17 protein-coding genes are annotated in these 19,054 nt (G+C 50.8%); 14 read left to right on the top strand and 3 right to left on the bottom strand.

The window, feature by feature from the left end; translation table 11 throughout:
• Positions 1 to 76: 76 nt before the first annotated feature.
• From cntA to cntE, 6 genes are read left to right on the top strand one after another with little or no spacing between them, the layout of a single operon-like run.
• Positions 77 to 1,687, top strand: coding sequence for a staphylopine-dependent metal ABC transporter substrate-binding lipoprotein (gene cntA, locus ACFFK0_RS06715; protein ID WP_377469250.1), 1,611 nt, complete (start codon positions 77 to 79; stop codon positions 1,685 to 1,687).
• 56 nt (positions 1,688 to 1,743) lie between these two features.
• On the top strand, positions 1,744 to 2,676 hold the full coding sequence (gene opp1B / locus ACFFK0_RS06710; RefSeq protein WP_377469249.1) for a nickel/cobalt ABC transporter permease: 933 nt from the start codon (positions 1,744 to 1,746) through the stop codon (positions 2,674 to 2,676).
• Positions 2,677 to 3,579, top strand: a complete 903-nt coding sequence (cntC, locus tag ACFFK0_RS06705) for a staphylopine uptake ABC transporter permease subunit CntC (protein WP_377469248.1) — start codon at positions 2,677 to 2,679, stop codon at positions 3,577 to 3,579. It abuts the gene before it with no gap.
• A complete protein-coding gene (cntD, locus tag ACFFK0_RS06700) occupies positions 3,576 to 4,397 on the top strand; it encodes a staphylopine uptake ABC transporter ATP-binding protein CntD (RefSeq protein ID WP_377469247.1) in 822 nt (273 codons plus the stop codon). The genes cntC and cntD overlap by 4 nt, the downstream gene beginning before the upstream one ends.
• Positions 4,384 to 5,121, top strand: coding sequence for an ABC transporter ATP-binding protein (locus ACFFK0_RS06695; RefSeq protein WP_377469245.1), 738 nt, complete (start codon positions 4,384 to 4,386; stop codon positions 5,119 to 5,121). Before cntD ends, ACFFK0_RS06695 begins: the two co-directional genes overlap by 14 nt.
• A 46-nt stretch (positions 5,122 to 5,167) precedes the next feature.
• On the top strand, positions 5,168 to 6,358 hold the full coding sequence (gene cntE, locus ACFFK0_RS06690) for a staphylopine family metallophore export MFS transporter CntE (protein WP_377469244.1): 1,191 nt from the start codon (positions 5,168 to 5,170) through the stop codon (positions 6,356 to 6,358).
• 145 nt (positions 6,359 to 6,503) lie between these two features.
• Here cntE and ACFFK0_RS06685 read toward each other — a convergent pair whose 3' ends face one another.
• The 3 genes from ACFFK0_RS06685 to ACFFK0_RS06675 are packed head-to-tail and all read right to left on the bottom strand — an operon-like array spanning position 6,504 to position 10,913.
• Entirely contained in the window at positions 6,504 to 7,487 is a 984-nt protein-coding gene (locus ACFFK0_RS06685; RefSeq protein WP_377469243.1) for a sugar ABC transporter substrate-binding protein, read from the bottom strand.
• A complete protein-coding gene (locus tag ACFFK0_RS06680) occupies positions 7,474 to 9,099 on the bottom strand; it encodes a response regulator (protein WP_377469242.1) in 1,626 nt (541 codons plus the stop codon). The genes ACFFK0_RS06685 and ACFFK0_RS06680 overlap by 14 nt, the downstream gene beginning before the upstream one ends.
• Complete coding sequence (locus tag ACFFK0_RS06675; protein ID WP_377469241.1) at positions 9,096 to 10,913, bottom strand: cache domain-containing sensor histidine kinase; 1,818 nt, start codon at positions 10,911 to 10,913, stop codon at positions 9,096 to 9,098. Before ACFFK0_RS06675 ends, ACFFK0_RS06680 begins: the two co-directional genes overlap by 4 nt.
• A 256-nt stretch (positions 10,914 to 11,169) precedes the next feature.
• Between ACFFK0_RS06675 and ACFFK0_RS06670 the strand changes: the two genes are divergently transcribed.
• The 8 genes from ACFFK0_RS06670 (at position 11,170) to ACFFK0_RS06635 (ending at position 18,851) form a co-directional block, all read left to right on the top strand.
• Positions 11,170 to 12,213: an ABC transporter substrate-binding protein gene (locus ACFFK0_RS06670; RefSeq protein WP_377469239.1), complete on the top strand. Its 1,044-nt coding sequence runs from the start codon at positions 11,170 to 11,172 to the stop codon at positions 12,211 to 12,213.
• Between the two features lie 85 nt (positions 12,214 to 12,298).
• Complete coding sequence (locus ACFFK0_RS06665) at positions 12,299 to 13,807, top strand: sugar ABC transporter ATP-binding protein (RefSeq protein ID WP_377469237.1); 1,509 nt, start codon at positions 12,299 to 12,301, stop codon at positions 13,805 to 13,807.
• 5 nt (positions 13,808 to 13,812) lie between these two features.
• Positions 13,813 to 14,847, top strand: a complete 1,035-nt coding sequence (locus ACFFK0_RS06660) for an ABC transporter permease (protein ID WP_377469236.1) — start codon at positions 13,813 to 13,815, stop codon at positions 14,845 to 14,847.
• Positions 14,840 to 15,802: a galactofuranose ABC transporter, permease protein YjfF gene (gene yjfF / locus ACFFK0_RS06655; protein WP_377469235.1), complete on the top strand. Its 963-nt coding sequence runs from the start codon at positions 14,840 to 14,842 to the stop codon at positions 15,800 to 15,802. Before ACFFK0_RS06660 ends, yjfF begins: the two co-directional genes overlap by 8 nt.
• Before the next feature lie 305 nt (positions 15,803 to 16,107).
• On the top strand, positions 16,108 to 17,157 hold the full coding sequence (locus ACFFK0_RS06650; protein WP_377469234.1) for an ABC transporter substrate-binding protein: 1,050 nt from the start codon (positions 16,108 to 16,110) through the stop codon (positions 17,155 to 17,157).
• Positions 17,158 to 17,319: 162 nt separating this feature from the next.
• A complete protein-coding gene (locus ACFFK0_RS06645; protein WP_377469231.1) occupies positions 17,320 to 17,502 on the top strand; it encodes a hypothetical protein in 183 nt (60 codons plus the stop codon).
• A 384-nt stretch (positions 17,503 to 17,886) separates the two neighbouring features.
• Complete coding sequence (locus ACFFK0_RS06640; protein ID WP_377469230.1) at positions 17,887 to 18,537, top strand: UPF0158 family protein; 651 nt, start codon at positions 17,887 to 17,889, stop codon at positions 18,535 to 18,537.
• A gap of 17 nt (positions 18,538 to 18,554) precedes the next feature.
• Positions 18,555 to 18,851, top strand: a complete 297-nt coding sequence (locus ACFFK0_RS06635) for a HesB/YadR/YfhF family protein (RefSeq protein ID WP_377469228.1) — start codon at positions 18,555 to 18,557, stop codon at positions 18,849 to 18,851.
• Positions 18,852 to 19,054 lie beyond the last annotated feature (203 nt).

The following is a 19,054-nucleotide window of genomic DNA, read 5'->3' as shown; positions in this document are numbered from 1 at the left end:
TGATAATGGTAATCATTACAATTAGGGGGTCAATTGATAGTAATTATTACGATTACGTGGAAGGGGCGTCAATAAAATGAAAACAAGCAAAGCAGCCGTGCTGCTGGCATCCTTACTGGTCATAGTGCTGTTGGCAGGATGCACCGGGGGCAGCAACAAAAACACGGGGGCGGAGAAACTATCGCGAGAGTTGGTTTATGCGACTGCTAAAGACATTAACGACATGAATCCGCACCTGTATACGGGCTCGATGGCTGCGCAAGGCATCCTATACGAATCGCTTGTGGAGAACACAAAGGAGGGCATCAAGCCTCTGCTTGCCGAATCCTGGGACATATCGGAAGACGGTAAGGTGTATACCTTCCATCTGCGAAAGAACGTGAAGTTCCATGACGGCGAGCCTTTTAATGCGGATGCAGTTAAGCTGAACGTGGAAGCGGTCCAACGCAATGCAGCCAAGCATGCCTGGATCAAGCTCTCTGCTATGCTTGATAGCGTCACCGTTATCGATGAGCATACGGTTCAATTAAAGCTGAAAGAGATTTATTATCCGACGCTGCTTGAATTGTCGATGACACGTCCATTCGTCTTCCTCTCACCCAAGAGCTTCCTGAATGGAGAAACGAAGGACGGTGTGGCGGGATATAGCGGCACAGGCCCTTATAAGCTTGTTGAGCACGTGACCGATCAATACGCCCGATTTGCGGCGAACGAAGATTACTGGGGAGGCGCTCCCCAAGTGAAAACAATTACGGCTAAGGTGCTGCCGTCCGGCGAAACTACGCTGTTAGCTCTGCAGAAGGGCGAGGTCAACTTCGCGTTCACCGATGACCGCGGTACCGACAGTATCGACGTAGAAGCCATGAAACGACTCGCCGATTCCGGCAAATATAAGATCGTTCGAAGCGAGCCGATGAATACGAAGATGATCGTGGCGAACAGCAGCAATACTGCAAGCCCCGTCAGCGAGAAAGCCGTTCGCGAGGCCATCTGGCAGTCCATCGACCGGGAGCTGATCAGCCGTTCCATATTCAACGGAACGGAATCCCCGGCGGAGACGTTGTTCGCCTCCAACGTCAATTATGCCGATGTCGGGCTAAAGAAGCGGGACTATAATCCTGATGCGGCCGCTAAACTGCTGGAGCAGGCAGGATGGACGAATAGCGGCGCAGGCGCTGGGGTTCGAACGAAAAACGGACGGCCTTTATCGATGAAGCTGTATTACGATGTCAATTCTTCTTCACAGAAAACCGAGGCGGAGCTGCTTCAAAGCGTGGTGCAAAACATTGGCATGAAGCTGGAGCTCGTCGGTGAGGAATCGCCCGCAATCGCGAATCGGCGAGCGAAGGGCGACTATGATCTGTTGTTCAACCAAACTTGGGGATTGGCATACGATCCGCAAAGCACGGTCACTGCGTTTGCCGCCGGTTCTTCCTACCGCTTCTCGACAAGCGGCATTCCTCAGGCGGAGGAGCTGTACCGTAAAATCAATGAAGTGATGGTATCTACAAACGAAGAGACAAGAAAGGCGCGATATAAGGATATTCTTACCATCGTGCATGACGAAGCCGTCTTTATTCCGCTGACGAACGGCAGTGTTACGGTAGTTGCTCCCGCTGATCTGCAAGGCATTTCGTTCAAGCAGACGCAATATGAGCTGCCATTCGAGAAGATGAGCTTTAAATAGTACGAATATAAACCTACATTTACATTCGGCAAAAGTGAGGTGCGAGTAAAGGAGATATGGTCGGTTACGCGGTTAAACGGGTTAGCATTGCTGTTCCGCTGCTTGTCGTCATTTCGTTTTTGACCTTTATATTGAACGGGCTGTCGCCAATGGACCCGGCCGAGGTCGTTCTGCACGCGCAAGGAGTGCCCGCCATCACGGAAGAGCTGATTGCGAAGACACGGGCCGAGCTTGGCATGGATCGTCCGCTGCTCGTGCGATACGGGGAGTGGCTGATGTCTTGTCTCCAGCTTGATTTCGGAAGCTCCTACATAACGGGTAAGCCGGTATGGTCGCTGCTTGGCCCTGCCTTGCTGAACACGCTGAAGCTGACTTTGGTATCCTCACTGTTCATTATTGTGTTATCGATTGTCTTAGGTGTCGTTTGTGCTGCGAGGGAGGGGAAGTGGCTCGACCTTTCGGTAAGGGGGTTCTCCTTCTTGCTCACGTCAATGCCCTCCTACTGGCTGGCTGCGCTTAAGGTGTGGTACTTCTCCGTCAAGCTTGACTTGCTGCCAACAAGCGGCATGGATTCGTATGGCAGCTATGTGCTTCCGGTTGCGGTTATCGCGATCGGGTATGCCGGCATTTATTTCCGTATCATTCGAAGCTCCATGCTGAGCAATCTGAACGAGGATTATGTATTTTACGGCAGAGCCTGCGGATTGTCGGAAGGAAGCTTGACGCTGAAGGTGTTACGCAATTCCTTGCAAGTCGCCGTGTCGGTGTTCGGTCTTGCCATACCGGTCATCTTGGGAAGCACGGTTGTCGTGGAAAATATATTCGCATGGCCGGGCCTCGGTACGCTTACCGTGAATTCGATTCTGGGCCGGGATTTCCCCATTATACAAGCCTACGTACTGGTGCTGTCCGTCGCGTTCGTCCTGTTTAACACAATGTCCGACATGTTGAATGCGGCACTGAACCCGAAGCTAAGGAAGGAGTTCTAGATGAACCTGCTTGAGCGACTATTCAAGGACAAACTGGCTGCGGCATCTCTGGCTGTCATCGCAGCAACGCTGCTGATCGGGTTATGTGCTCCTCTGCTTGCCCCTCATCCTCCGAACGAAGCCAACATGGAGCTGCGGTTCGCGGGTGCATCCTGGAAGCATTGGCTAGGCAACGATCATCTGGGGCGCTGCATCCTGTCGCGGCTGATCTACGGAATCCGTCCAAGCGTGCTTTGGGTGCTCGCAGCCCTGGGCGCGTCCGCTTCGGTCGGAGCCGTATTCGGCTTTATTGCAGGCTATTTCCGGGGGAAGACAGATGCCGTGCTGATGCGTATTTGTGATATTATGCTGTCGTTTCCCGGCTACGTCATGACACTGGCTATTGTCGGTATGATGGGGGCTGGGCTGACCAATATTCTCATAGCGTTCGTCGTGATGAAATGGGCTTGGTTCGCCCGCGTTATACGCACGGCGGTCATGCAATTTGCGGATGCCGACTACGTTAAGTTCGCCAAGGTGCTGGGAATCGGTCACTTCGGTATTATGGCACGGCATATCGCCCCTGTGGCGCTGCCGGAGTTGGCGATCGTCGCCAGCAGCGCGTTTGGCTCGATGATTTTGCAAATATCCGGTTTGTCCTTCCTCGGTCTTGGCATTCAAGCTCCCCATGCCGAGTGGGGGATGATGATGAACGAGGCGAGAGCGGTCATGTTCACTCGCCCCGAGCTCATGCTCGCTCCCGGTCTGGCCATTATTATTGTCGTTTCGGCTGTCAATTTTCTATCGGATGCACTGCAGAAGGCCATTGATCCCAAGCTGATGATCGCCGGTAAGCGCGCGGAAGCGAGCGCAGACGGAAACGCGCAGGAACTGCGTAGAAAGGAGGTGGCTTCACCAGGATGAGCATGCTTGAGGTCGACCAATTGAAAATTTGGGAGGAGCGCTCCGGTCGAGTCTTGGTGCACGGCAGCTCCTTCCGGCTGTCAAGAGGGGAGTGCCTGGCCGTTGTCGGAGAAAGCGGCAGCGGTAAGTCACTGACTTGCCGATCGCTTGTGCGGCTGAATCGGAAGGGCATTCGTCAAACGGGCCTGATAGCTCTGAACGGATTGGATTTGTCGATGCTTTCCGACAAGGAGATGCGGCGGTACAGAGGGCGGCGGCTTTGCATGATCATGCAGAACGGCATGAGTGCGTTCGATCCGTCACGACCGATCGGATCTCATCTGCAAGCGACGCTGAGCGTCCATTACGATTGGAGCCGCAGCGAGATGGAGGCCAAACTGACCGCGGCCATGTCCGCCGTAGGCTTGAGGGAGCCGGCTTCGGTGATGCGTCGTTATCCCCATGAACTGTCGGGGGGGATGCTGCAACGTGTCATGATCTCACTGGCCATTGTGCTGGAGCCCGATGTTATCATCGCCGACGAACCGACCACGGCGTTGGATGCCGTCACAGCGTATGAGGTGGTGGAGCAGTTTGAGGGGGTGCGTAATCGACTGGGGAGCGCGATCATTTTTGTATCGCATGATTTGGGAGTGGTGAGACGCATTGCGGACAATGTGCTTGTCATGAAGGACGGGGAAATCGTCGAGCGCGGCGCGACCCGAGACATCTTCGCCTGCGCAAGCCATCCGTATACCCGCTATCTGGTTTCCTCCAAGGAGGCGCTAACCCGCCATTACAAGCAGTTAATGGGAGGCGCTAACGATGTTGAAGGTTGAAGATGTCAACAAATCCTATCGGCAGAACGGCTGGTTTAGTCAAGTTCGCCGACAAGTGCTGCGTCATATTGGGTTCGAATGGAGGAAGGGCGAAAGCCTCGGCATTATCGGCGAAAGCGGCAGCGGCAAATCGACGCTGGGGAGATTGCTGCTTGGCATTGAGAAGCCCGACAGCGGCGTAATTGCCTTCGACGGGAAACCCGTCTCGGATCGAAGCTCACGTCGAGGAGCTATCAGCGCGGTCTTTCAGGATTATACGTCATCCATCAATCCGTTCTTTACGGTTCGTCAGGCCATTCTCGAACCTCTAAGATTTGCGGGGAAAGCGAGCGAATCGTTCGATATCGGCAAGCTGCTGCGGCAGGTCGGACTGGACGAATCCTATCTTCCGAGGTATCCGCACGAGCTGTCCGGAGGCGAGGCGCAGCGGGTATGCATCGCTAGGGCGGTATCCGTGGAGCCTCAATGCATCTTGCTCGACGAAGCCACCAGCTCGCTCGACGGTTCGGTTCAAATGCAAGTGCTGGAGCTGCTGAAGCGATTGAGAACGGCATATGGCATGGGATATATTTTCATTACTCATGATATCCAGGCTGCTGCATATCTGTGCGACCGGATGATGATCCTTCGTCACGGGGAAATCGTGGAGATCATCAAGACCGCGGAGCTGAAGCATGTGCAGTCTCCATATGCAAGAGAACTGCTGCGTAAGGTCATATGGTAACAGCAGCCGAGGGCTATGCCCGAGGGGGAGGAAAGGAGAGAATGCGGTGAAAGGTGCGTTATCCTGGCCGTATCTTCGGCTCTATTTGCTTACACTGCTCTATTTCAGCGCCAATTCGATTCTGAATGTCATCATTCCTTTAAAGGGAGAGGCGCTGGGGGCGTCCAATACGACGATTGGCGTCATTATGGGAGCTTATTTGCTGACTACGATGGTTTTCCGGCCGTGGGCCGGCGGCTTCATACAGCGTTACGGTCCGATCCGGGTGCTGCGCATTCTGCTTACTGTCCATGCTTTTGCGCTCCTGCTGTACACGTTTACCGGCCTTGAGGGGTATTTCCTGGCTCGCGTGCTTCAGGGCATTTGCACCGCATTTTTCTCGATGGCACTGCAGCTTGGCATTATCGATACACTGCCTGATGAGGACCGTTCGCAAGGAATTTCCATGTATTCCCTGTGTTCCTATTTGCCGGGCATATTTGGACCGTTACTAGCTATAGGGATGTGGCAGACGGGAGAGATAAGCGTATTCGTCATTTCGATGATTTCCATCGCGATATTGACCGGAGCCGTAGGATTTACAGCGCGTATCGAGCAGAAGCCGGGGGAAGAGGCAAGCGGTAATGAAGGGGCGAAACCGGGGGCGGCCATGATGAGGGCAATGGGTCAGCTGATGAGTAATTCCCACTTGCTCCGATGCGGCGTGCTGATGCTGAGCGCTTCGGTGGTGTTCGGAGCGGTGACGGCGTTTGTGCCGTTGTACGTGTCGGAGATCAAGGGCGGCAGCGCAGCCGTCTACCTCACGATTCAGGCGACGGTCGTAGTAGCCGCGAGATTCCTTCTCAAATCCCGGCTTCCGTCAGACGGCCAATGGCGTGCTTCCCTCGTTGGAGGCATGATGCTGCTCCTGATCTCGGCTTCGCTTGCCGTCGGTTTGTCTGCGAGTGCAGGTGCGGCGCTGTTCTACGCAGGTGCGTTTATGCTCGGCATCGCTCAGGCTCTGCTGTATCCGACGCTGACTACGTACTTGAGCTTTGTACTGCCTAAAGCGGAGAGAGGCGTCTTAATCGGATTGTTTATCGCGACGGCCGACCTCGGCGTATCCTTGGGAGGCATCGTCATGGGGCCGATCGCCGACCTGACCTCCTATTCCTTCATGTATGGATTATGCGCCGTAATCGGAGCTGCGGCAGCGGCGTTCGCTGTTAGGGGAAGTAAAATGATTAATTCGAAATGAAGGTGCTCGTCCCGAGCTTCTCTCGCGGCTTCAGCTCCCCGAACAGCGGCGACTGCGGCTCCACCATGTAGAGAGAAAAACGCTTGATTACCCGATCGTAAACCGTTCTTATCCGTGACCGGGAAACGCGATGAATCCTGTCCAACTAATACGGATTGGGAATGTCACGTTGCCCAACTTCCATATAACCCGTATCAATCCAGTTCGTACTAGGTATTTTGTTGTGTGCCGCGAGCAGCTGCTCGATAATTTTGTCTCCCCACAGATGTTCATTAGCGGAGATAACGGAATGAATTTGACCGTTCAGCAGGGCTTCCTTCACATCGGGTGTCAAGCCGAAGGTGACCGCATAGCGCTTCAAGCCTTGAGATTTCCACACAAGTATGGAGCTGGTGCTGGAAATCATGTCTAAAGAAACTAAAGCGTCGAAGTGCGGATGGGCATCGATCATGTGCTGCATGTCGGCGATGGCAAGTTCACTGTTACCGTTATGATACCGTATGTCCAGCACCTGGATTTCGGTTTGCTTTCTCATATATTGCAGGATTCCTTCGAGACGCTGACTCTGTTGGGGGGAGCCGGATAAGCTTCCTTCGATCATCATCATGCCCTTCCCGTTAAGCTCGCGATCAATGACTTGCCCCATTAACGTGCCTTCCTTAAGCGGATCGCTTCCGATATACGAATAGCGTTCACTGCCGGGAACGTCCGATTCGAAGCAAACGACGGGGATTCCGGATTGCACCGCCTTATTAATGAACGGGGCCAGCGCCTCGGGATCGATAGGATCAATCGCAATGCCATGCACCTTCTGTTTCATCAACGTTTCCATCATTCGAATTTGCTGCTCCAGGTTGATTTCATCCGGGGCCTTGACGATTAGTTGAATGGGGTAAGGCTCGCTGGCCGCTTCAATGGACTCGGTAATTTTTTCGTAGAACGGATGCGCCATAGGATAAATAATGCCGAATACTAAAGGATCGGAACGCTTCATAGCAGCGGCGTCGGAATAGGAGGTATCGGCAGCACGATGGCCCCATTCGGATTGGATTGGCGCCGCCCCGCTGCAGCTGCATAGCGTGAACAGCAGCAGCATCCACAACATACAAAACTTCTTATGCCTCCTCATGAAGCGGTTCCCCTTTCAGCATATCTAGCGAACCTTCCATCGTTCCGGTTTTTCTAAATTCCTTAGGCGTCATGCCTGTAATCCGTTTGAATAGGTTCGAAAAATAATGCGGATCATTATAGCCGACGAGAAAAGCGATTTCATACGATTTGGATGCGGTGCCTTTCAGAAGCTCCATCGCTTTGCGGATCCGGACTTGGGTTAAGTGTTCAATGAAGGTTTGCCCGGTTTCCTGGCTGAATAATCGGCTTAAGTAGTTTGGACTCAAATTGACATAATCGGCCGCATCCTGTAAAGACATCGTGTCCTTATTAAAGTTCGCTTGAACGTAATCTTTCACTTTAGCGATCAAATCGCTATATTTATCGTAAATTCGGGCTCGCCATGACCAAAATTGTTCAATCAGCTTGATGAAATACGAGCAGGCTTCTTCCCAGGAACGGATATTTCCGATCATTTGTTGAAACCGGTGCAGTGACTTCTCCGGCTCCGGAACGTGCCGGTACATATCTTTATTGGATCGGAACGCTTCAATCGTCAGATCATTCAAGATGTAAAAGCCGACCGAGGAGCTATTCCAATGGATGTGGCGTAAGGCGGCAGCGTATTCGGCAACAAATGCCTCCAGTTTGTGCGGCGTACCGACCTTAATAAAATCAATGAATGCGCCGCGTTCCAAAAATAATGCCGGTTCTAACGTCTCCGAGTAATTTTCGTGGAGCGCAATCCGATTTTGACGGGACAGCCTTCTCCAATACACATCCTCCATGGCGTCTAAGAAGGAGAGATGAACATTGTGCAGCCGATCTTGAACACTGCCGATGCCAATAGAAATATGAAGGGTATTCGCTTCTTCCGGGATCGCTTTCTGCACATCTCTAAAAACCCGGATTTCATCATGTAATTGCTCCAGCGTATCGCCCTTGATGATGAAGACGGTTTCGGAGCGGCTGCGCTGGAACTTCAGATGCTTGCTAGTTTGCCTGAGTTCGAGACACCGGTCCAGAAGCGAAAGCTCGCTTCCTTGGAACAGCTCGGTTTCTTCCGGCTTGAACGCTTCCGAGCCGCGAAGGTCCAGCACCGTGACTACGTAGTAGCGGGCAACAATAGGCAGATGCAGAGATGAGCTGAGGTGCATGACCTCGGTGGTCGTTACGAAACCGCTGCACAAGTCGTTTAACAGCTTGGATTGCGTCAGCTCCGTACGGTTTCGTTCCTTTGCTTTCGCTTCCCGTTCTTTATCGATGATTCCGCTGACATGGTGAAGAACCTTGACCAGTTCGTCGGCGCTGATGGGCTTCAGGCAGTATTCTTGAACTCCGATTTGCATGGCTTTCCTGGCATATTCAAATTCCGCGTGGCCGCTAATGATGATAATTTTCATATCGGGGTACTTTTGCCGCATAATGATGCTTAATTCAAGACCGTTCATGAAAGGCATTAATATATCTGTAATTAATATGTCCGGCTGAAGTTGATCGATGAGGGGAAGAGCGACTTCGCCGTCCGATGCGTCCCCGCAGTAAATCAGCCCTTCCTTCTCCCAATCGATACATTCTCTAATCGTTTCTCGAATTAAGATTTCGTCATCGACCAGGAATACCTTTTTCAATCCGTTTCACTCCAATCGCAGGGGATTCTTATGGTCACCGTGGTTTGTTCATTTTCGATGCTGTCCACTTGAACGCCATAAGCTTCTCCATAAAATAACCGTATGCGCCTATGTACATTGTGCAGGCCGAACCCGCCGGAAACCTCGTTGCCTGTCTGCTCGGGTAAATGAGGAGCCATTAAGTCTTTGCGCAGCTGCTCGAGCCGCTCCGAAGAGATGCCTTTTCCATTATCCTCCACAAGCAGTTCAATCGTACGGGTATTTCCATCCAACCTGCCTGAAATTCGGATCATCCCTTTGCCGCGCTTGTTCTTTAGTCCGTGATATAAAGCGTTCTCAACGATCGGCTGCAGCGTCATCTTCAGAATGGGGAACGAATACAGATTGGCATCAATATTGATTTGGTAGTCCAATATGTCGCGATACCGAAATTGCTGAATCGTCAAATAGCTTTCCAAATGTTCCATTTCTTTGTCCAGCGTAATCCAGTCTCTTCCCTTGCTCAAGCTGATCCGGAACAGCTTCGACAGAGCTAAGACGAGCTGCACGACCTGTTCTTTCTTGCCGGATTGGGCAAGCCATACAATGGAATCCAAAGTGTTGTATAGAAAGTGGGGATTAATTTGTGCCTGCAGCGTGCGCAGCTCCGATTTTTTAATTTCCTGCTGCTCCTTGATGCTCTGGTCGAGCAGGTTGCGGATCTTTTGCAGCATAATATTGAAGCTGTTGCCCAGATCGGCGATTTCATCCCTGCCCGCTAGCGTCACTTTGGCTTCAAGGAATCCGGAAGCGGCGAGCTGCATTTTATTTTTCAAGACGCGAACGGGCCGGGTTAAGCGCGTAGAGACGAAGAAGTACAATGTAATAGCAAAAATAATACTAAGAATGACACTAACAATAATGAGCTGCCGTATCGAGTTGGCTTCCCGAACAATTTCCTGCAGCGGAACGACGCCTACGATCATCCAGCCGGTTGACTTGGAGAGAGAAGAGAATATGAACGAAGGCTTTCCTTCCGACCTGTCGATATATTGTTTGTTCTCTGTATCGAGAATGGCATGGATGCTGCCGCTTTGAAACCACTTGGCCGTATGAACATCCTTCGACGGCTTGAAGATGGCATTGCCGGCACGATCCGCGACGAAGAAAAAGCCGCTTTTCCCGATAATGACGTTATCGCAAAAGTCCTTCACCATCCGATCGTCCACATCAATAATAATGAAACCGATGACTTCGTGGGTGACACGCTGTTTGACCGTGGAAACGATCGAGATGATGCTTCTTTTTTTGTATTGAAAGCCGTCCAAAGGCCGGATGGCCGATGCGTCATTAGGAGGAATATGCAGCACGGCGTCAGGATTTTGAATGAGATAGTCGAAATGCGGATTCCGTAAAGCGTTATGCTCCAGCTGGAATACGCCTTTCCGTTCGCTGATGCCGCGGCCGTACATATTGATCATCGTGATATTGAGAACGTTGTCATACTTATACGTTTGTCTATACGAGGACATCGTTTGCAAGATGGAGGCGGCATCCTGATAGGTGTCGTTCTGTGAAAATAAGAAGTGAAGAACATTCGGGTTCTTTTCCAGCTCAAGCAGCTTTCTTGTGTCGGTAAACACATTGTCGATATCCCGGGCCAATTGCTCGGCCAGCATCATCGTGGAAGCTTTACTATTGGAAAATACCGTATTATACGATTTATGGTAAGAAATAAGCCCGACAACGATTAACGGAAGACACGTGAAGATCACGAACATCGTGAGAAGCTTGGCCCGCAGGCTTGACGTTATTTTACGATAAATTCCCATCATGATCTATGCCCTTCAACTGGATGAGACATGTTGAAACCTTCATCTAAATTATGAATCAACCATTATGAAAACGCAATCATAAGGCAAAAAACTACACTTTGATGATAAATAAACAAACGAATTTTTCTCGTGCCGACGAAAGTGCATAAATATTTATAAATTGTGCCGAAGAAACTCCGTATACCCCTCCGTTACAGGTGTCCTATACTTTAGTCACACCAACCAATCAGGTGAACATAAAGGGAGGAAACATTAAATGAAATCGACAAAGACACTCGGAGTCATTCTGGCTTCAGCCATGATGTTGTTCACGGCAGCCTGCGCAAGCGGAGGACAAGGCGGCACGAATGCAGGGAATAAAGCGGCGGCTCCACAGACGAATGCCGGCACGTCAACGGCACCGGCTGCCGCACCGGCGAACAAAAAAATTACGCTCGGCTTCGCTCAAGTCGGTGCCGAGAGCGGTTGGCGAACAGCGAACACCAAGTCGATTCAAGACTCCGCCAAAGCAGCCGGCTTCGAACTGAAATTTTCCGACGCACAGCAAAAGCAGGAAAATCAAATCAAAGCGATCCGTACGTACATTCAGCAAAAGGTAGACGTCATCGCCTTCTCTCCGGTCGTAGAATCCGGCTGGGATACGGTCCTGAAAGAAGCGAAGGATGCGAACATTCCGGTTATTTTGACTGACCGTGCTGTTGATTCGAAGGATACGTCCCTGTACCGGACCTTCATTGGCTCCGACTTCGTGGAGGAAGGCCGTAAAGCGGGCAAGTGGCTTGTCGATAAGTACAAGGATTCGAAGGATACCGTAAACATTGTAGAGCTTCAGGGTACGACAGGCTCGGCGCCGGCGAACGACCGCAAGGCCGGCTTCGAAGAAGTGATCAAGTCAAGCCCGAACCTGAAGGTGATTGCTTCGCAAACGGGCGACTTCACTCGTGCCAAGGGCAAAGAAGTTATGCAAGCGTTCCTGAAGGCTCACAAGAACATTAACGTACTGTACGCTCATAACGACGATATGGCTCTCGGGGCGATTCAAGCAATCGAAGAAGCGGGTCTCAAGCCGGGTAAAGATATTACGATCATTTCGGTCGACGGTGTGAAGGACGGCTTCGTTGCGGCAAGTGAAGGCAAAATCAACTTCATCGTGGAATGCAACCCGCTGCTTGGCGAACAGCTGATGCAAGCTGTGAACGACGTCCTTGCCGGCAAAGAAATTCCGAAGCGTATCGTTACCAAAGAAGGCGTATTCACTTCCGAAGACGCGAAGCGGGAGCTGCCGAACCGCCAGTACTAAGATCGGATCATAAATAAAAAGAGAAGAGCTGCTCCGCATCGGCTGAATGGAGTAGCTCTCCTCATTATTAGAGAGGAGAGGCTGTATGAAGCATCATGGGCCGGTGCTGCAAATGACCGGAATTCATAAGCAATTTCCGGGCGTTAAGGCATTAACTAACGTAAACTTCAGATTGTTCCCGGGCGAGGTTCATGCCTTGATGGGGGAGAACGGCGCCGGAAAGTCTACATTGATTAAAGTGCTTACGGGCGTTCATTCGATTGATAAGGGGACCGTAGAATTAAATCATCAGCAGGTGAAAATTACTAGCCCGCAGGACGCGCAGCATGCCGGGATCAGCACGGTGTACCAGGAGGTTAACCTTTGTCCCAATTTGTCCGTGGCCGAGAATATTTACATTGGGCGTGAGCCGCGCCGGTTCGGAAGTATTTTATGGAAAGAAATGAATCGGAATGCCCAAGAGCTATTGAAGAAAAGAATGAACCTGGACATTGACGTTACGCAGCCTTTGCATGCGTATTCGGTCGCCGTTCAACAGCTTGTAGCCATTGCAAGGGCACTTAACATTTCCGCCAAAGTATTGATATTGGATGAACCAACCTCCAGCTTGGATCGAGGCGAAGTCGTCCAGCTCTTCTCAGTCATGACCCGATTGAAAAGCGAAGGACTTGCGATCCTGTTCGTCACTCACTTCTTAGATCAGGTTTATGAAATTTCAGATCGAATAACCATTCTCCGGGGCGGAGAGTTTATTGGGGAATATATGGCGAAGGACCTTCCCCGTATAGAACTCGTATCGAAGATGATCGGCAAGGATCTGCATGTGCTTGAGGAGCTTCCGAAAGAGGAAGCGGAACGTCACGTGAATCATGAGGTCATGGTTCAAGCAACCGGTATAGGGAGAAAGGGCACAATCGAGCCTGTTGATCTGACGATTCATAAGGGTGAAATTGTCGGTCTTGCCGGGCTGTTAGGCTCCGGAAGAACCGAGCTCGCAAGGCTGTTCTTCGCAGCGGACAAAGCGGATACCGGGGAAATGACGATAGAGGGGGCCAAGGTGGCGCTCCACACACCGAGACAAGCTATTGATCACGGCATCGCGTTCTGCTCCGAGAATCGGAAAGCCGAGGGCATTATTGATGATTTAACGGTGCGTGAGAATATGATCTTGGCTCTTCAAGCATCGCAAGGGTGGTTCAAGACGATATCCAGGAAGCGTCAGGATGAAATTGCCGATGAATATATTCGTGCACTGAATATTAATCCGCCGAAGCCGGAGCATTTGATCAAAAATTTGAGCGGCGGCAATCAGCAAAAAGTGCTGCTCGCCCGATGGCTCTTGACTCAGCCCAAGCTGCTGATCCTGGATGAGCCGACGAGGGGAATCGATATTGGAGCCAAAGCGGAAATTCAGAAGCTGGTCTTGTCCTTAGCGCAGAAGGGCATGTCCGTATTGTTTATTTCCTCGGAGCTGGAGGAGGTTCTGCGTGTAAGCCATAAAATCGTAGTGCTGCGCGACAGACATAAGGTTCAAGAGATGGCAGGCGACGAAATGAGCCAGAAAAATGTCATGAAGGCAATTGCGGGGGGATGAAAGGCATGGGGAATATGATGAAGCACCGGTTATTTTGGCCGTTAACTTTTTTAGGCGCGTTGCTGTTATTTAATTTGCTGTATTCGCCGGATTTCTTCTCGATCAAGATGCGGGACGGACATCTGTACGGCAGTTTAATCGATATTTTAAATTTCGGTTCCCCACTGATTATCGTGGCCATTGGGATGACGCTCGTCATCGCAGGTTCCAAAGGGGTCGATCTGTCCGTAGGCTCTGTGGTGGCCATCTCGGGCGCTATATCGTGTTTGAGCATTAGCACCGGCGGAGGCCAAATCGTGGATGTGCTTGCAGCCGTGGGCATCTCCTTGCTGGTTGCGGTTGTGCTCGGATTGTGGAACGGCTTCCTTGTCGCCAGCGTGGGGATTCAGCCTATTATTGCTACACTGATTTTGATGGTCTCCGGCCGCGGAGTAGCTCAGCTAATTACTAACGGTCAGATCATTACGGTATCGAATGACCATTACAAATTCATTGGGGCAGGCTCGCTGGCAACACTGCCGTTCTCCATCTTTATTGTAGCAGCGGTATTTGCCATCGCGTATTTGCTGACCAGAAAGACAGCTCTCGGCCTATTTATCGAATCCGTCGGATGCAAGCCGACGGCGAGCCAGCTTGCCGGCGTCAAATCCAAAACGGTAATCTTGTTTGTTTACATGTTCTGCAGCTTATGTGCTGCCATCGCCGGATTGATTCTCAGCTCTAACGTATCCAGTGCGGACGGTAACAACGCCGGCCTCTGGGTTGAGCTTGATGCCATTCTGGCTGTCGTTATCGGCGGAACCTCCCTTAATGGAGGACGCTTTTATTTAGCAGGTACATTAATCGGAGCGTTGATCATCCAAACTCTTACGACGACCATCTATATGATCGGCGTTCCGCCGGAAATTACGTTAGTCGTGAAAGCGTTCGTCGTATTGATCGTATGCTTGATTCAATCCGAAGCGTTCCGCAAATCCATTGCGTTCCGGTGGAAAACCCGGCATTATCCGGCCGAAAGAGAGGTAAAGCAGCATGCTTAAGAAGCAGCATATTCCCATCATGGTCACGATCGGTTTGTTTTTGCTCATGTTTGCGATCGGTTCCTTCCGGTATACGGGGTTTTTCTCCAGCCAAGTACTCATGAATTTGCTGATCGATAATGCTTTCTTATTGATAGCGGCGGTCGGGATGACCTTCGTCATCATATCGGGCGGGATCGATTTATCCGTAGGCTCGGTCATTGCATTAACGACGATGATTTCAGCGAGCTTATTGCAAGCCGGCTGGCCGCCGATGGTTGTCATTCCGTTCGTGTTGATCATTGGAGCCGTATTCGGCTGGGGAATGGGGGCCATTATTCATTATTTCAAAGTCGAGCCGTTCATTGTCACCTTATCGGGAATGTTTCTGGCGAGAGGCCTGTGCTATATTATCGACATTAATACGATCACGATCGATAACGCATTCTATACCAGCGTTGCCCAGACGAAGCTTCAGCTGCCGGGCGGCAGCTTTATTTCGATCAGCGTGATCATCGCTTTACTCGTTGTTTTCTCAGGTTTTTATTTTGCACACTATACACGGTTCGGCAGAAACACCTACGCATTAGGCGGCAGCGAGCAATCCGCTCTGCTCATGGGTTTGCCGGTCGGGCGCACCAAAATGCTGATCTATGCGTTTAGCGGCTTATGCTCTTCCCTGGCCGGTGTCGTCTTCACCTTCTACATGCTGTCGGGTTATGGCCTGCATGCTATGGGCATGGAGCTGGACGCGATTGCCGCGGTCGTGATCGGCGGCACGCTGCTGACCGGCGGTGTAGGGTATATCGTAGGAACATTCTTCGGCGTGATGATCCAAGGCGTTATTCAAACGATCATCAGCTTTGAAGGAACGCTCAGCTCCTGGTGGACGAAGATCGTAATCGGCATATTGCTGTTTATGTTTATTCTTCTGCAGCGATTGCTAAGTGAACGAAGCTGGTTGCAGAGAAGGTAGTCAAAGAATGAAAGAGCATGATTGACAAAAATACAACTTTGTCGAGCAATGCTCTTTTTTTATTCCTATGCAGCGCTTTCAAAAACATCTTGATCAGGGGGGGACTAGCATGCAAAATATACATAGAATGCTGCGAATGCTTGCAAGAAAGCCGCGTCAACCCTTAGGTGCGAACGGCGAAGACGGCTCTCCTCGATCAAATGAAGTCATCGATACGAGAGCCCGTGTCAACGACTAGCGGCCGGAGGCTGACCGTCGCCGTGTGACCGGTACCGCGGGCCGGGAGAAGGAGGAGCATGCATCCCATGCAGCTTAGTAAAGCGATGAAGCCGCTGGCTGTGCTATCGGGTCTTGTTGTTACGATGTGCATACTCGTATTATCTACAAGCTGTGAGCAGGCACCGATGAATCATGAAGCCGGGACTCCAACTAAAGCAGGACATCAAGAGCTGCCCCAGGAAACCATTGTACGTAAGGTACCTGTCCTGGGATTTTCACAGCTTGGCTCGGAGAGTGCTTGGCGCTTAGCGAATACGTCGTCAATCATGGAATCCGCAGCGGAGTCCGATGTGAAAATCATGATGGAGAATGCCGAGCAATCGCAGGACAAACAATTCGAGGCGATACGAGAGTTTGTCAAGCAAAAGGTTGACGTTATCGCCGTTGCGCCTGTTGTAGAGACCGGCTGGGAGCCTGTCCTGAGGGAAGTAGAGAAGGCCGGCATCCCTGTCGTTATTATTGATCGTTATGTGGATGTTTCGGATACGTCTCTTTATGTCACCCACATCGGTTCCGATTTTTATGAGGAGGGGCGTAAAGCCGGTAAATATTTATTGGACAAATTTTCGGATCAGCGTGAACCGATTGGAATTGTCGAGTTGAAGGGGACGGAAGGTTCGACGCCATCTATCGCAAGAGGCAAAGGCTTTCGCGATGTTATTGCGAATCATAGTCAATTCCGGATTATTGAAAGCGATCATGCCGATTTCACGACGGATAAGGGTAAAGAGGTGATGAAGAAGTTTTTGCACGAGCGAAAAGGTCAAATTCGGGTGCTGTTTTCCCATAACGACGATATGACTTTGGGGGCCATTGAAGCTATTGAACAACTCGGCTTGGTTCCGGGAAAGGACATTGTGATCGTGACGGTGGACGGCACGAGGAGAGCGCTCGAGAAGCTCAGTGAGGGGAAGATCAATCTGGTCGTCGAATGCAATCCGCTGCTAGGTCCGAATCTCATTCAGGCGGTCAAGGAGATCGTGAAGGGGAACACGATTCCGAAGCGGATCGTTACGACGGAAAACGTGTTTACTCAGGTAACCGCGGCCGGCGAGATAGTTAACAGAAGCTATTAGCGAGTCCGCCGAGACGAAAAACAAAAGGTGGTAACGGCATGGCATCCTGTACCGGAGAGCTTCGCGATAACGACGAGTGGACGTTGTCGCTGCTCACGAACCGTGAGGTACGCATATGCGCCGCTTTAGCTCCGGTGCCCGCAGGCCGAAGGTCCGGATGGCGTGCGCTACGCTGCGCTGTTTAATGCCGCTGAGGAGCCGGACGTTATCGCCATACCGCTAGCCGAATTAGGCGTAAGCGGTGCCGCGCGGGCCAAGGAGCTGTGGACCGGCCAGCAGCTCGGCTCACTGGATCGTGAGCTCACAGCCGAGGTTCCGCCGCACGGAGCGGCACTTTCATCCTGACGGAGGAAGCCCGGTAGGCCGTAGCCCGCTGCTCCAGAGACTTCGTTTGATGATAGAACGTAGAATAGTTAACCATCGAAAGTCTGCCAGCTCCCGTACGTAATGGAGATTGAGCAGACTTTTTCATTTTGTTAGATTTACGATTTGGATGATGGAATTTGCGGAGAGAACTGAGAAGTTTATTCGAATCTGTCGCCATCAGTCGCTTGATGACGCTGAATGTAGTCACACGTGAAACATGTTTGCGATATGCCATTACATGGATAATCCCTCGTTGGAGAAGCGGCGGGCAGATTTTACGGGCTGATATCGATTTTTGGTGCCCGAAATGCTAAGCTAGACTTGGAGCATCTAAAGGCTTAATAAAGGATATCGGTGACTGAAGTGAGAAAGACGAAGAGCAGCTTACGTGAAAAAGCAAATGAATTCCCATTGCCGGAACAAGATGAGCATTTTTACTTCATTGCCGGATATACCGACTGTGGATATCCCTACGGGATCACGTGGGAGGAGCATGAAGCGGAACAAAAACGGGTATCCAAGTCGACAATGGAGGTACCGATGAAAGAGCTTAAGTTGACCGACCAGCAGTTGAAAGAGCTTATAGAAACTTATGATATATATGTCGAAGGAATCGATTTTTTTCTGCATATCGACACCGGGGAGATCATTCCAATAAGAACTTTCGACAGTGATGAGGAAGACGAAGAGCTTAGCGAAATGATAGAGGAAGGGTATAACGAAACCTATTTTCGTGTCCCGCATAGGGAATCTGACGAAGGCTACACAGATATGGAGGATTTTACAACAACCGTATCGAATGAGCGTTTGAAAAACAAACTAAATGATGTGTTGTTAGGCGGTCGTAAAATTTTTCGCAGATATAAAGATACATTGGCGGCAGATCCCGGCGAGCTGCAGAGGTATTATGCGTTTTGTGAAAGCCGGAATCGTGAACGGGTTTTGGAGTGGCTGGAGGGTTGCGGATTCCGCGTACAGCTGCAAATTGATGAAGGCCATGATAAAAATAAATGAAGAAGAGGAAGGGTTCCATGTCCACTTTAAAGATCGATGACGCAGCGGCACGTTGGCTGAAACAAGAAATGTCGCTGAAAGACGGCGATAACGTCCGAATTTTTGTCCGTATGGGCGGATGTGAGAGCGTCAAGCCCGGATACTCTCTGGGTATGATGAAGGACAGTCCTGTGAACGCGGCGCTGACCCATCAAATCGATAGCGTTACGTTCTATATGGAGGAAAGTAACACCTGGGTGCTGGATGGTCTTGATCTTCATGTAAGGTACAACGAGAAATTTGACGATATTGAGTTTATTGTCGTTCAACCTTAGAGCGCCGTTGCGCCTGTTCCATTAACGCTTTAGCTTAGTCACTGCGTTAAGCAAAGTGTCCAACGGATCGCCTTCCTTAACCGATGCAAGCTTTGTGTTTTGTAAGGCGAAGCCGATTTGGGTGCATATCCAATGCCATAATTGAGGCTGTAAAATTCTTTGTGTAAACTCTCAAACCTATTAAAATGGAATTAATAGAAAGG

The sequence above is a fragment of the Paenibacillus chartarius genome, from assembly GCF_042432825.1.
Lineage (GTDB): Bacteria > Bacillota > Bacilli > Paenibacillales > NBRC-103111 > Gordoniibacillus > Gordoniibacillus chartarius.
This window is presented reverse-complemented; position numbering and strand designations above follow the sequence as displayed.

Bases quoted from the DNA above. Each gene is read 5' to 3' on its own strand.
- cntA (WP_377469250.1), top strand. From the start codon at position 77: ATGAAAACAAGCAAAGCAGCCGTGCTGCTGGCATCCTTACTGGTCATA.
- opp1B (WP_377469249.1), top strand. From the start codon at position 1,744: ATGGTCGGTTACGCGGTTAAACGGGTTAGCATTGCTGTTCCGCTGCTT.
- cntC (WP_377469248.1), top strand. From the start codon at position 2,677: ATGAACCTGCTTGAGCGACTATTCAAGGACAAACTGGCTGCGGCATCT.
- cntD (WP_377469247.1), top strand. From the start codon at position 3,576: ATGAGCATGCTTGAGGTCGACCAATTGAAAATTTGGGAGGAGCGCTCC.
- ACFFK0_RS06695 (WP_377469245.1), top strand. From the start codon at position 4,384: ATGTTGAAGGTTGAAGATGTCAACAAATCCTATCGGCAGAACGGCTGG.
- ACFFK0_RS06685 (WP_377469243.1), bottom strand. From the start codon at position 7,487: ATGAGGAGGCATAAGAAGTTTTGTATGTTGTGGATGCTGCTGCTGTTC.
- ACFFK0_RS06675 (WP_377469241.1), bottom strand. From the start codon at position 10,913: ATGATGGGAATTTATCGTAAAATAACGTCAAGCCTGCGGGCCAAGCTT.
- ACFFK0_RS06670 (WP_377469239.1), top strand. From the start codon at position 11,170: ATGAAATCGACAAAGACACTCGGAGTCATTCTGGCTTCAGCCATGATG.
- ACFFK0_RS06665 (WP_377469237.1), top strand. From the start codon at position 12,299: ATGAAGCATCATGGGCCGGTGCTGCAAATGACCGGAATTCATAAGCAA.
- ACFFK0_RS06660 (WP_377469236.1), top strand. From the start codon at position 13,813: ATGGGGAATATGATGAAGCACCGGTTATTTTGGCCGTTAACTTTTTTA.
- yjfF (WP_377469235.1), top strand. From the start codon at position 14,840: ATGCTTAAGAAGCAGCATATTCCCATCATGGTCACGATCGGTTTGTTT.
- ACFFK0_RS06650 (WP_377469234.1), top strand. From the start codon at position 16,108: ATGCAGCTTAGTAAAGCGATGAAGCCGCTGGCTGTGCTATCGGGTCTT.
- ACFFK0_RS06635 (WP_377469228.1), top strand. From the start codon at position 18,555: ATGTCCACTTTAAAGATCGATGACGCAGCGGCACGTTGGCTGAAACAA.